The following is a 12274-nucleotide window of genomic DNA, read 5'->3' as shown; positions in this document are numbered from 1 at the left end:
AGCGGCTATGGCCTAACCGCTGTGGCCCGGATTGCAGCCGTAAGCGTTTTCAACGCGTTTCTTGTCTCATGGTCTCTGCGGCTTGCATGGAGCACCACGTCGCGAGACGGCAATGGCGGGAGGCCGAGCTGCGCTCCGACGTCGATGGTTCCGGGCGGGGCGACCCTGCGGCCGAGGGCCGCGACCGCAAGACCGGCCGCGGCGGCCGCGCCGATGGTCGCGACCCCGCCGCCGACGAATACCTCGGTCCAAGTGATGCCTGCCTTGTTGAGCGCGTCTACCGCCATGCTGCGCACGCTGCAGGGGTCGGCCTGGGCAGCAAGACGGAGCGGTTCGCCGCGATGATGCTCGAAATCGGTTGAGGCCATCCAGCCGAAGCTCTCTTCGAGGATGACCTCGCCGCCGCGACGTCGGCTGTCGTGACGCAAGACCACGGCCGCATCGATGTCGCCGCGATCAAACTGATCGAGAACATCGCGCGAGGTCGAGACGCGGATTTCGAGCACAAATCGCGGCTCGGCATTGCGCATCCGCCGCAACAGGAGCGGCAGTTCCGCGCCGACGATGTGATAACTGATGCCGACCACGAGGCGGTGCGGCTCGATGCCGAAGCAGCCGATCGCACCATGATGCGCATCGATCAGCGCTCGCGCGGCTTGCAGGAACGCGCTTCCATCCGCCGAAAGCCGGACCAGGCGCGGCGTACGGTCCAGTAGCCTGCGGCCGAGCGCATCCTCCAGCCGCTTGATCTTCAGGCTGACGGCGGACTGGGTGCTATCCATCGCTTCCGCGGCGCGGGTAAAGCTTTTCAGATCGGCGGTGAGGACGAACGCCTGCACAGCCTCTATGTCCAGGGCCTTCATAATCTAGTCATTCGCTTTCCTAATCATTGAAACATCATTCCATGACATTTTTCAATGATAAACGGTGGGCTATCTTCATGGCATTCAGAACTACGCGATGAGGAGTGTCCCGATGATCACCGCTTATTACGCCCACCGACTGCCGGCCGATTACGATGTCGCGCTCATCCGCGAGCGCGCGAGGCAGCGCGGCCCGCTGTGGGACGGAGTACCCGAGCTCTGTTTCAAGGGGTTCCTGCTGCGCGAACGCGGGCGCTTTGGCGCCGTCGCCAGTAACTACTCATCGCTCTATCTTTGGCGACAGGACGAAGCCTTCCGCGATTTCCTGGTGAGTGGTCGTTACAAGATCGTGACGGATAGCTTCGGGCGCGCAGAGATCCAGCCCGGTTTTGCTCTTGACGCTCGCCGGGGCAGCGGACGGCTTGCGCGCTTCGCCTACAAGGAGGAGCGGAGCATTGCGATGGACGCCGATCTCACGGCAGCCTTCGCTGCCGAGATCGAGCATAATCGCGCGACTGCCGAACAGCCCGGTTCGGTCGCTGCCGTCGTCAGCGTCGATGCGCAGAACTGGACCTTCACGCGGATCTTGCTCTCGGAAAACGAGCCGGACAGAGAGAGCGCCGGTGTTGCTTACCAGATCCTGCATCTAGCCCGACCCTTGCTCGATACGCTGCCGCGGGCGGGCGATCGATGAGCTATCGTCTTGAGGCCGGGCATGCCGACCCATTTCGGGCGTCTCATGCTATTCGCTCGACGTTCTCGCCACGAACATGCGAACGACCGTTGCCGTTGGTGCCCGGTCGTGCACCGCGTCGGCTCGACGGGCCGACTGGCGAAGGTCTACGCAAAACAAACAAACTGCGATTGCCGGGTCGGCCGAAAGAATAGCGTCGCACCAAAGCAAAGCGACAGCACGCGTATCGCTATTTTTCGCGACGCCTCGACAGCGGTGAGATCGGCAAGCATCATTTCGACTCCGATGACACAGAGTTCACGGATTCAAGGGAGATTTCGGAATGACCGTCGAAACGAAGAACGTCGAGACGCTTGCCTTGCACGGCGGTTCATATCGTTCAGACCCTTCGACCGGCGCGGTGGCGGTGCCGATCTATCAGACCACTTCGTATCAGTTTGAGAATTCCGATCATGCGTCGCGGCTATTTGCACTGGAGGCGATCGGGCAAATCTACACGCGGATCAAGAACCCAACCCAGGATGTTCTCGAGGAGCGGCTTGCGGCGATCGAGGGCGGCGTCGGCGGGCTGGCGCTCGCTTCAGGCCAGACCGCCTCGGCTTTTGCCATCTTCAATGTCGCGCAGGCCGGCGACAACGTCGTATCATCTACCGATCTCTATGGCGGTACCTGGACCCTATTCTCACAGACGCTGAAACAGTTCGGAATCGAAGTCCGCTTCGTCGATCCCGCGGATCCAGAAAATTTCCGCCGCGCCACCGATGCGAAAACGCGGGCCTATTACGCCGAGACGCTGCCAAACCCCAAGCTCAATGTGTTCCCGATAAAGGAGGTCGCCGATATTGGTCGCTCGCTCGGCGTGCCGTTGATTCTTGACAACACGGCAGCGCCGATCATCGCGCGACCTTTCGAGCATGGCGCAGCGATCGTAGTCTATTCGACCACGAAATATATCGGCGGCCATGGTACCTCCATCGGTGGGGCGATCGTCGATGGCGGCAATTTTGACTGGGAGGCGCATGCGGGGCGCTTCCCATTGCTGACCCAGCCGGACGAAGCCTATCACGGGGCTGTTTGGACAGAGGCGGCCAAGCCGTTCGGTCCGATTGCCTATATCCTGCGCGCACGGGTGAAGCTATTGCGCGATCTTGGCGCCGCGATTGCACCGCAGAACGCATTCCAATTCATCCAGGGTATTGAGACGCTCCCCTTGCGGCTGCGGCAACATAATGAAAATGCGATCAAGGTCGCGAACTTCCTCGCCAAACATCCGTCGATCTCGCATGTGATCTTTCCGGGTCTGCAGAGTGGCGAGAACCGGCGGCGGGCTGACGCCTACCTGAAGGGCGGCTATGGCGCCTTAGTCGGCTTCGAGCTGAAGGGCGGTGTCGAAGCGGGGCGCCGATTCATCGATGCGCTGAAACTCTTCTATCACGTCGCCAACATCGGCGATGCGCGTTCGCTCGCGATCCATCCAGCCTCGACCACGCATCAGCAGCTCAGCCCGGCGGAGCAGATTGCGGCCGGAGTAACCCCCGGATACGTTCGCTTGTCGGTCGGAATCGAACATCCCGACGACATCCTGGCCGATCTCACGCAGGCGCTCGCTCTCGCCGAAACAGACGGCGCGCGCAAGGCCGCCTGATCAGTACGATCTGTCAAGAAACGGACCTGAAGTTGAAAATATTTGTACATCTGATGCTGGGCGACCGGGCTGCCTGTCAGTGAGACGGGGGACGCTGTCGAGATCGGCGAGCTCAGCGACTGGATGGCGCTGAATGAAGCAGTTGACCGTGACGACACCATGCGAACCGTTCTTCCTGGCGAGGGCTCAGTTCGCAACTGTCGCGACCACGAGTTCACCAAATGAACACACCCCGCACCGCAGCTAGAACCACTGCCACAAGTATCAGGCCCCCGATCATCATCAATCAACTCGGACCGGTAGTGCGTGCAGCACTCGGCGATCATTGGTCCCGTCCATGGATCATAGACCATCCCGTGGATCGTGCTCCCTGGGAGATTCTGCCGGAGGCGGACGTGCTGCTTACACGGCCGGGGGCCGGCTGGAACAAAGCGCCATCGGCGAAGCCCGCCGGATGGCCGTTCCGCCTGCGCTGGATCCAGACCGCATCGACGGGCGTCGATTTCTTTCCAGCATGGCTGCTGGATGGGCCGGTCGTAACGGTTGGTCGCGGCATCTCAGCCGATCCGATCGCGGAATATGTCCTTGCGGCGATCCTCGGATTCGAGAAACGCATTCACGACGTCCGCGCGCGGAGTAGGGGCGATTGGAAGCTCACCTCACTTGGTTCGCTCGACGGCAAGACAGTCGGGATTGCGGGATTTGGCGCGATCGGCCGCGCGGTCGCCGAGCGCGCGAGGCCATTTGGCGTTGCGGTCAAGGTACTCCGGCGAACGCCGTGGCAGTACACGTTGCCGGGCGTACAGCCCGTCGACACTATCGAGACGTTGATCGAGCTTTCGGATCACCTTGTGATCGCGCTGCCGGCCACCGCGAAGACCACGCATCTGATCAATGCCGAGGTGCTGGCCCGTGCCAGGAAGTCATTGCATCTGATCAACGTCGCGCGTGGCCGGATCATCGACCAGCACGAGTTGCTGCGCGCACTAGACGCTGGAAAGCTCGCCGGCGCAACGCTCGACGTCACCGATCCTGAGCCGCCGCCGGATGGCGATCCGATCTACACCCATCCCAAAATCGTGCTGACTCCGCACGTTTCATGGACCGGTGGCGAGGACATCAAGCGTCTGGCCGACAAGACGCTCGTCAACCTCGATGCCTACGCGCATGGCGCGCCGCTTGCGGACGTCTTCGATCGGGAGCTCGAATACTGAACAAGGAGCAACAATCATGAACGAGATCGTAGAGAAGCCAAGGAAATATTCGCTGGTCGAACGCGCGCCGTCGGCTTCGTTCGAGGAGGAGAGGCTCCACCGCAAGCAGCGCCTTGCCGCCACCTTCCGCCTGTTCTCCCGCTACGGCTTCGACCAGGGCCTCGCGGGGCACGTCACCGTGCGCGATCCGGAATTTCCGGAGCGCTTCTGGATCAACCCATTGTCGAAATTCTTCGGCCAGATCAAGGTTTCCGACCTGCAGCTCGTCGATCACGACGGTAATATTCTGATCGGGGACAAGCCGATCAACCAGGCTGGTTTCGTGATTCATTCGTCGATCCATGCCGCTCATCCGCATGTGATCGCGGCCGCCCATACGCATTCGACCTATGGCAAGGCCTGGTCGGCACTCAGCCGGCTGCTCGATCCGCTGACACAGGATTCCTGCGCGTTCTATGAGGATCACGCGCTATTCGACCCGTTTTCCGGTGTGGTGCTAGAAGCGGAGGAGGGCAGGAAGATCGCGGAGGCGCTGGGGTCGAAGAAGGCGGTCATCCTGCAAAATCATGGCCTCCTCACCGTCGGTCCCACGATCGAGGCCACTGCATGGTGGTACATCGCGATGGACAACGCAGCACGGGCGCAATTGCTTGCCGAGGCGGCCGGCACGCCCAAGCCGATCCCGCACGAGGTTGCAAAGCTGACCGCGACCCAGGTCGGCACGCACAAAGGCGGCTATTTCAGTTTCCAACCATTGTGGGATTGGATCGTCGCCGCGGAGCCCGATCTGCTCGACTAGGATTTATACACCATCGTGAGGGCTCTCGTGTTGAAAGGGAAGCAGGAGCTCCGCGCCTGCTTCTTCCCGAACGGACTAGGCCGACTTCAAGGCCGACCGGATCAGCGCTGCATGCCCCAGCGCCGCACGGTGGCGGCCTCGAGCACGCGGAACAGGCCGAACTCGACCACGAGGCCGATCAGGATCACGCTGACGAGGCCGGCAAACACCTTGTCGGTCAGCAGTTCGTTCCGGTTGCGGAAGATGAACCAGCCGAGGCCGCCGCGGCTGGAGCTGACGCCGAACACCAGTTCGGCGGCGATCAGCGTGCGCCAAGCAAACGCCCAGCCGATCTTCAACCCGGAAATGATCGACGGCAGGGCCGACGGGATCAGAATGTAGGCGACATACCGCGCGCCACCTAGGCCATAGCTGCGGCCGACCAGGCGGTGGGTATCGGGAACCGATTGGAAGCCGGTGAAGGTCGCGAGCGCGAACGGCCACAGCACGGAATGGACGAGCACGAAGATCAGGCTGGTCTCGCCAAGGCCGAACCAGAGCATCGCGAGCGGCAGCAGCGCGATCGCCGGCAGCGGATTGAACATCGCCGTCAGCGTCAGCAGCGCCTCGCGCAGATAGGAATTGGCGACCGCGAGCGAAACCAGGATGACCGCGAGCACGATCGCGAGCAGATAGCCCTTCAGGAGAACGCTGAGCGAAGCCAGCGTCACCGGGATCAGATTGTCGTGCAGCAGGGCGTCCCACAGCGCAGCCGCCGTCTCAGTGAAGCTCGGCAGCAGCAGCGGGCTTGCGGCGACCGTCGCGGCGATCTGCCAGAGCAGCGCAAGGCCGGCCAGCACGACGCCGCGACGGAAGGCCGCGGAGCGGGTCAGCGCCAGCAGACGACGGCGCGCCAGCGGCTGGGCTCCGCGGGTGACCGGCAGGTCAGCGGCTCCATCAGTCATGCGGCAACTCCGGCCGGACGGCGGAACAGCGCGTCGTTGATGTCCTGGACGACATCCTGGAATTCCGCCGTGCCGAGCGCGTCGCGCCCGAAGCCGGAAGTCTCGAACGTTCCGATCGTGCGGCCCGGATGCGCGCTGAGCAGATGCAGCTTGGTGCCGACGAGAACGGCTTCCTCGATCGCGTGCGTCACGAACACGAGGGTGAATTTCAGCTCGTCCGCGAGCTCGAGGAGGTCGTTCTGCAGGTTGGCGCGGGTCAGCGCATCGAGTGCGGCGAACGGCTCATCCATCAGGAGGATCTCGGGCGCAGCGGCGAGCGCCCGCGCGATCGCTGCGCGCTGCTTCATGCCGCCGGACAGGGTGTGCGGGTAGGCATCCAGCGCCCGCTCCAGTCCCACCTTGACCAGCGCGTCTTGCGCGATCGCCCGCGCTTCCGACGCCGACTTGCCGCGGGCGACCTTCAGCGGAAACGCGACGTTCTCGCGCACGGTCTTCCAGGGCAGGAGCTGGTCGAACTCCTGGAACACGACCAGCCGGTCCGGTCCCGGCTTTTTCACCGGCTGGCCATCCAGCAGGACGTTTCCTGCCGTCGGCTGGATGAAGCCGGCGATCGTCTTCAGGATGGACGACTTTCCGCAGCCGGAGGGACCGAGCAGCACCAGCCGCTCGCTCTTTCCGACGGTGAAGCTGACATTCTCAACCGCGCGAACCGGGCCGTTCTCTGTCTCATAGTCCAGCGTCAGCCTGACGACCTCGAGCACGGCGGGCGCCAACGACGCATTGGACAGATGGATCGGGGGCATCCGCCTTCAGCTTCCCGGTTTGTCGTGAAGGACCTCGAAGGTGTAGTCCTTCCAGCTCGCCGGCTTATTCTTGATCGCGCCAATCTTGGCGAGGAAGGCGGCATATTTGAATGTGCCCTGCGGGATCGTCGTGAAGCTCACGTCCTCGTTGTCGATCACCGATTTCACGAAAGCCGGCTCGAGCTTCGATTGTTCGACGCGGATATAGGTCTCCGCCGCTTCGGCCTTGTGGGTCTCGATCCATTGCGAGGCTTCGTTCAGCGCGTCGTACAGCGCCTTGAACGTCTTCGGATTCTCATTGCGGAATTTAGAGGTCGCGTAGAGCAGGGTCGGCGTGATCCGGCCGCCCATGATGTCGTAGGAGCTCAGGACCTTGTGGACTTTCGGATTCTGCAGCGCCTGTTCCTGGAACGGCGGATTGGAGAAGTGCGCAGTGATCGACGACGAGCCCGACAGCAGCGCCGCCGTTGCGTCCGGATGCGGCAGCGTGACGGTCAGCTCGTCCAGCGCGCCATACTTGCCCTCGCCGAATTCCTTCTCCGCGGCGATCTGCAGCAGGCGTGATTGCTGCGAGACGATCACGGCCGGCAACGCGATCTTGTCGGCCTTAGTGAAATCCTTCAGCGTCTTGACGTTGGGATTGCTGGTGATCAGGTAATTCGGCTGCTCACCGAGCGCGGCGATCACCTTGACCTCAGCCGAGCCCTTGGTGCGGTCCCACAGCACGATCACCGGTCCGGCGCCGGCCGCACCGATATCGACCGAGCCCGACAGTAGCGCATCGTTGATGGCGGCGCCGCCGCTGAGCTTGGTCCACTCGACCTGGATGTCGAGGCCAGCGGCCTTGCCGTGCTTTTCGATCAGTTTCTGGTCACGCAGCACATGCAGCGGCAGATAGACCGTTCCGAATTGCTCGACGATCCTCAATCGTCCTTCCGCGCGCGCTTCGCCGCCGGCTTGCATCGCCGACAACAGCACGAGCACGGCCAAAAGCCTCGACAGCATAGGGCAGACCTCAAATGTGATGCAGCCGCACCGGCGGCTTTTCAACTTCATTTGCGGAGAACAGCCGCCGCCTGGCAATTGCTTAAAAGGCGCAGATCAGAGGTTAAGTTTCTCGAAAAGCAGTCGCGCGTGGAAAGTGTTGGCTCTGAGCCCAGGGGACTTTTTTAACGCGACCAAGCCTGCACGTGTGAAAGTCACAAGAGTCTCGCAAGATGATCCAACTTACAGAAGGCAAATCATTTCCTCTGCGTGCGAGTGGCAGGACAACTCGATCCCGTGCGACACGAAATTCGAAAAACTTTGATTGTGCCCGAGGTGATACAAGCTTGCATCGAAGGTTTCGGGAAAACAGATGTTTGTGGTGCGCGGCGTCTCCAAGGTCTTTGAAGGAAGCGGACGTGCTCCGCTGACCGTGCTTCAGCACATTGAACTGGATATCCGCCCCGGCGAATTCCTCACGATCATCGGGCCTTCCGGCTGCGGCAAGACAACCCTGATGAATCTCCTCGGCGGATTTGTGCGGCCAACGACCGGTTCGGTTCTGAAGGATGGGGCCGAAATTGCCGAACCCGGCCCCGACCGAACGATGGTGTTTCAGGACTATGCGCTCTTTCCGTGGCTCACCGTTGCGGACAACGTTGCGTTCGGCTTGCGTGCAAAAGGGGTAGGGAGGCCAGAACTCGACCGGCGCGTCTCGCATTTTCTCAACCTTGTCGGCCTTTCCGGATTTGCGGACGCTTATCCATCACAGCTTTCGGGCGGCATGCGGCAGCGCGTCAGCATTGCGAGGGCGCTCGCGCCCGATCCAGATGTGGTGCTGATGGATGAGCCATTTGCGGCCTTGGACTCGCTCACGCGCGACAAGCTCCAGGAGGAACTGCTCGCGATATGGAGTAAGTCCCGCAAGACGTTCGTGCTTATCACGCACAATATCGAGGAGGCGGTCTTCCTCAGCGATCGCATCGTGGTGATGGGATCGCGCCCGGGTCGTATCCGATCCATCCTGGATATTGACCTGCCGCGGCCACGACAGCCCGATATTCGAATTCGCGGTTCATTGTTCCTCGAACTGAAGCAGCGCATCTCCGATCTCGTGCGCGATGTCCCCGAGACTGCGCCCGCGGGAGCCCATTGATGTCCGTTTCGGAGATAGGCAATTATTCGGCCGACCGGCCCTCGGATGTCGCCGCGCTGAGCAGGTGGCAGATTTTCGAAGTTGGCCTTGTCGGCGCGAAATACCTGCTGCCCATTCCTGTCCTGCTCATCGCCTGGGAGCTGGGCGCGCGCTTCGGTCTCATCAATGCCAATCTGTTTCCGCCTCCATCCGCCATCGCCCGGGCATTGTCGGATCTGGCAAGCACCGGAATGTTGTGGCGTGACGTTTCCGCCAGCATCATCAGGGTCTCCGTCGGATTCTCGATCGCGGCCGCTCTTGGGATAAGCCTTGGCCTGCTGCTCGGCCGGCTCACCGCTCTTGCGCGCTATGTCCTGCCGCTGGTGGAATTGATCCGCCCGATCTCGGTCATCGCCTGGATTCCGATCGCCATCCTGTGGTTCGGCCTTGGCGACAAGCCGTCATGGTTTCTGATCGCGCTTGGTGCCTTCTTTCCGATCTTCACCAACGCCTATGACGGCGCGCGCTCCCTTGCCAAGGTGTATGTCCGTGTCGCCAGATGTTTCGGCGCGCCGCGTTGGCTGTTTATCCGCCAGGTGCTGATACCTGCGACATTACCGCACATCATGACCGGCTTGCGCATTGGATTGGGCACAGGCTGGACTTGCGTGATCGCGGCCGAATTGATCTCCGCGACGTCGGGCCTCGGCTACATGATCCAGCTCGCCCGCACCACGATCGAGACTGAGAAGGTGCTCGCCGGCATGGTGGTGATCGGCCTGATCGGGTTCGCGATGAACGCATTGATGCTCCTGGCCGAGCGCGTTCTGCTCGTCAAAGAGCCCGAGACAAATTGATCCTTTCATTCCCGAAGAGGCAAGATCACATGAAACGCAGGACATTTCTGATCGGCGCGAGCGCAGCGGCCGCAGGTGCAACAGGATTATTTCCGCATCCGGCCATCATGACCGCGCGCGCCGACACCCCCGCCAAGGTCACGCTTGGCTATCAGACGCTTTGGGCCGGCGGCGGGCAGATATTCGAGACGTTGCGGCATACCAACATTCTCGAACTGAACGGTCTTCAGGCGGATTTCAAGACGTTCACCTTTGGCGGCCCGCTTGGCGAAGCTGCCGTGGCGGGCAGCATCGACAATATCTACGCGGCCGATGCGCCAACCTTGCGCGCGGCGGCGCGCATTCCCGGTGCCAAGGTCCTGCATCGCACCCACGACCAGCGCTTTGGCATCGTCGTGCGTAACGATTTCAAGGGCACGAACCTTGCGGATCTAAAGGGACAGAAGCTGTCCGGTCCGTTCGGCACGACGGTGTTTCCCCGCAGCATCCGCGCGATCGTCGCCGCAGGCATCAAGCAACCCTTTAAGGAAATCACTATCGTGAATCAGGATGTCGCCGAACAGGCGGAAGCCCTGAAGGCCGGGCTGGTCGACGGCGTGACGACCTGGGATCCAACCTACGAGCAACTCCTCCGCCAGAAGATTGGTAGAGAATTGTGGCGCGATCCCAAGGGCGCTTCCGGCATTCAGGGATTGAGCGGCGAGTGGTTGAAGAAGAACGGCGAGCAGGGCGCCGTCAACTTCCTCAAGGCCTGGATCATTGCGATCTGGTGGACGTCGAACAATCTCGGCCAGGCAGATGAATGGTTCGCCAAGACCTCGCGCCTCGAGGCCAATCTGCTGAAAGTCGCGACCGACGCCGATCGTTACCTGCGATCGCCAGTCAAGGATATCAGGACGCTCGACTTCACCGTCACCGACGCAGAAATTGCCGAAAGCCAGGGCGTGCTCGATTTCCTGCAGGAGCAGAAGCTCCTTACCAGCCGTATCGAGGCGGCGTCGTATTACGACCGTGCGCCGTTGACGATTGCGCAGAAGCAGATCGCCGCCGGCGATATTCCTGATCTCTCGAAGATCGTGGTTACGGCCTGATGCGGGCAGGTTGCGGCAAGCGCGCCCGGTCGTGGGGGATTGCGCGATGAGCTCCGAGCCGCTTCTCGCGGAGCCCGCGTCTCCCGCTGATGTCGAGGACAGCCCGCTGGCGCGCGTGTTGCGCCAGCCGATGATTCTCGGCCTGTTCCTGCCTACGCAGAGCGGAGGCTGGTCGGCGTCGGCAGCTCCCCGGTCGACATCATGGGATTTCGAATACAACGCGGCATTGGCCCTGCGGGCCGAAGCGCTCGGCTTCGACCTCGTCTTTGGCCTGGCAGAATGGGTGAGGGCGGGTGGCTATGGCGGCGCCATCCGTTTTCGCGAAGATTCGATCGATCCGTTCATCACGGTCACGGCGCTTGCGGCCATAACCAAGCGGCTGCTGCTCCTATCGACTATCCATGTGCTGTACGGGCCATGGCACCCGATGCATCTTGCGCGCTTCGCTGCGACGGCCGATCACATCTCCAAAGGACGCTTCGGCATCAACGTGGTGACGGGCTTCAATCCGGCCGAGCCCCTTATGTTCGGCATGCGGCGCCTGGACCACGATCTGCGCTACGACATGGCCGGCGAATTCGTCGCCATCTTGAAGTCGCTCTGGCGGTCCGAGCAGAACCTCACGCATCGCGGGCGGTTCTGGCAGCTCGAGGAAGCATTCGTGCGGCCCAAGCCAAGATACGGCCGCCCCATTCTCGTCAATGCGACCGGCTCGCCTGCCGGGTTCTCGTTCGCGGCACGCCACTCCGACCTTGTGTTCATCACCAGCCCCGGAGGGGCCAACATCAATCGTGCCCTGGAGGTTCTGCCGGAGCATACGGCAAGCCTGAAAGCGAAGGCGCGCGGCTATGGCCGCCAGATACGAACCATCATCAACCCGATGATCGTCTGCCGGTCGACAGAGGCTGAGGCGCGGGCCTACTATGACCGGATTATCGATCTTGCCGACATGGAAGCCGCCGCGGGCTACGCCAACCATTTCAAAAGTGGGGACGCCGCGGCATGGAAAAACCATGTCCCACGGGACCGCATCCTCGGCGGCAACGTCCATCTCATCGGCAGCCCGCAGCAGGTAGCCGATTGGCTGATCGCCCTAAATCGCGCCGGCTGCGACGGAATGCAAATCTCCTTCTACGACTTTCGTGAAGATTTGGAGTTCTTCGGCAGTCAGGTTCTGCCCTTGCTGCATCAAGCCGGTGTCCGGCCAAAGCCTACATGAGCCAGATCTGGAGACCGCCCAAATTG

General features: G+C 61.8%; 12 protein-coding genes. 8 read left to right on the top strand and 4 right to left on the bottom strand.

Going from position 1 to position 12274, the window contains the following annotated elements; all coding sequences use genetic code 11:
- Positions 1 to 5: 5 nt before the first annotated feature.
- Positions 6 to 863, bottom strand: a complete 858-nt coding sequence (locus tag OZ411_RS14510) for a LysR substrate-binding domain-containing protein (RefSeq protein ID WP_282528501.1) — start codon at positions 861 to 863, stop codon at positions 6 to 8.
- 112 nt (positions 864 to 975) lie between these two features.
- On the opposite strand from OZ411_RS14510, the gene OZ411_RS14505 reads away from it, so the two are divergent.
- The 4 genes from OZ411_RS14505 (at position 976) to OZ411_RS14490 (ending at position 5215) form a co-directional block, all read left to right on the top strand.
- Positions 976 to 1557 carry a DUF4865 family protein gene (locus OZ411_RS14505; protein WP_282528500.1) on the top strand — a complete coding sequence of 194 codons (582 nt, stop codon included), beginning with the start codon at positions 976 to 978 and terminating at the stop codon, positions 1555 to 1557.
- A 322-nt stretch (positions 1558 to 1879) separates the two neighbouring features.
- Entirely contained in the window at positions 1880 to 3202 is a 1323-nt protein-coding gene (locus OZ411_RS14500; protein ID WP_282528499.1) for a PLP-dependent transferase, read from the top strand.
- A gap of 395 nt (positions 3203 to 3597) precedes the next feature.
- Complete coding sequence (locus OZ411_RS14495; RefSeq protein WP_282528498.1) at positions 3598 to 4416, top strand: NAD(P)-dependent oxidoreductase; 819 nt, start codon at positions 3598 to 3600, stop codon at positions 4414 to 4416.
- Between the two features lie 16 nt (positions 4417 to 4432).
- On the top strand, positions 4433 to 5215 hold the full coding sequence (locus OZ411_RS14490; protein ID WP_282528497.1) for a class II aldolase/adducin family protein: 783 nt from the start codon (positions 4433 to 4435) through the stop codon (positions 5213 to 5215).
- A gap of 101 nt (positions 5216 to 5316) precedes the next feature.
- Here the strand turns inward: OZ411_RS14490 and OZ411_RS14485 are convergent, their stop codons facing one another.
- Genes OZ411_RS14485 through OZ411_RS14475 form a run of 3 tightly spaced genes read right to left on the bottom strand, consistent with a single transcriptional unit; the run spans position 5317 to position 7967 of the window.
- Positions 5317 to 6159 (bottom strand): ABC transporter permease, encoded by an 843-nt coding sequence (locus tag OZ411_RS14485; RefSeq protein WP_282528496.1) that lies wholly within the window; start codon positions 6157 to 6159, stop codon positions 5317 to 5319.
- The gene (locus OZ411_RS14480) at positions 6156 to 6962 is read right to left on the bottom strand and encodes an ABC transporter ATP-binding protein (RefSeq protein ID WP_282528495.1); all 807 of its coding nucleotides are present in this window, start codon (positions 6960 to 6962) and stop codon (positions 6156 to 6158) included. The genes OZ411_RS14485 and OZ411_RS14480 overlap by 4 nt, the downstream gene beginning before the upstream one ends.
- A 6-nt stretch (positions 6963 to 6968) precedes the next feature.
- On the bottom strand, positions 6969 to 7967 hold the full coding sequence (locus OZ411_RS14475; RefSeq protein ID WP_282528494.1) for an ABC transporter substrate-binding protein: 999 nt from the start codon (positions 7965 to 7967) through the stop codon (positions 6969 to 6971).
- Between the two features lie 352 nt (positions 7968 to 8319).
- Between OZ411_RS14475 and OZ411_RS14470 the strand changes: the two genes are divergently transcribed.
- The 4 genes from OZ411_RS14470 to OZ411_RS14455 are packed head-to-tail and all read left to right on the top strand — an operon-like array spanning position 8320 to position 12248.
- Positions 8320 to 9102, top strand: coding sequence for an ABC transporter ATP-binding protein (locus OZ411_RS14470; protein ID WP_282528493.1), 783 nt, complete (start codon positions 8320 to 8322; stop codon positions 9100 to 9102).
- Positions 9102 to 9938 (top strand): ABC transporter permease, encoded by an 837-nt coding sequence (locus OZ411_RS14465; RefSeq protein WP_282528492.1) that lies wholly within the window; start codon positions 9102 to 9104, stop codon positions 9936 to 9938. The genes OZ411_RS14470 and OZ411_RS14465 overlap by 1 nt, the downstream gene beginning before the upstream one ends.
- Before the next feature lie 29 nt (positions 9939 to 9967).
- Entirely contained in the window at positions 9968 to 11029 is a 1062-nt protein-coding gene (locus tag OZ411_RS14460; protein ID WP_282528491.1) for a hypothetical protein, read from the top strand.
- 10 nt (positions 11030 to 11039) lie between these two features.
- Complete coding sequence (locus tag OZ411_RS14455; protein WP_349017013.1) at positions 11040 to 12248, top strand: LLM class flavin-dependent oxidoreductase; 1209 nt, start codon at positions 11040 to 11042, stop codon at positions 12246 to 12248.
- Positions 12249 to 12274: the final 26 nt, after the last annotated feature.

Origin of the sequence: Bradyrhizobium sp. Arg237L, from assembly GCF_029990105.1 — a bacterium.
Lineage (GTDB): Bacteria > Pseudomonadota > Alphaproteobacteria > Rhizobiales > Xanthobacteraceae > Bradyrhizobium.
Note: the sequence above shows the minus strand (reverse complement) of the source record. Positions and strands in the feature narration are given on the sequence as shown.

Excerpts from the sequence above, each read along its gene's own strand:
- OZ411_RS14500 (WP_282528499.1), top strand. The coding sequence starts at position 1,880 with ATGACCGTCGAAACGAAGAACGTCGAGACGCTTGCCTTGCACGGCGGT.
- OZ411_RS14475 (WP_282528494.1), bottom strand. The coding sequence starts at position 7,967 with ATGCTGTCGAGGCTTTTGGCCGTGCTCGTGCTGTTGTCGGCGATGCAA.
- OZ411_RS14490 (WP_282528497.1), top strand. The coding sequence starts at position 4,433 with ATGAACGAGATCGTAGAGAAGCCAAGGAAATATTCGCTGGTCGAACGC.
- OZ411_RS14485 (WP_282528496.1), bottom strand. The coding sequence starts at position 6,159 with ATGACTGATGGAGCCGCTGACCTGCCGGTCACCCGCGGAGCCCAGCCG.
- OZ411_RS14465 (WP_282528492.1), top strand. The coding sequence starts at position 9,102 with ATGTCCGTTTCGGAGATAGGCAATTATTCGGCCGACCGGCCCTCGGAT.
- OZ411_RS14510 (WP_282528501.1), bottom strand. The coding sequence starts at position 863 with ATGAAGGCCCTGGACATAGAGGCTGTGCAGGCGTTCGTCCTCACCGCC.
- OZ411_RS14480 (WP_282528495.1), bottom strand. The coding sequence starts at position 6,962 with ATGCCCCCGATCCATCTGTCCAATGCGTCGTTGGCGCCCGCCGTGCTC.
- OZ411_RS14460 (WP_282528491.1), top strand. The coding sequence starts at position 9,968 with ATGAAACGCAGGACATTTCTGATCGGCGCGAGCGCAGCGGCCGCAGGT.
- OZ411_RS14505 (WP_282528500.1), top strand. The coding sequence starts at position 976 with ATGATCACCGCTTATTACGCCCACCGACTGCCGGCCGATTACGATGTC.
- OZ411_RS14470 (WP_282528493.1), top strand. The coding sequence starts at position 8,320 with ATGTTTGTGGTGCGCGGCGTCTCCAAGGTCTTTGAAGGAAGCGGACGT.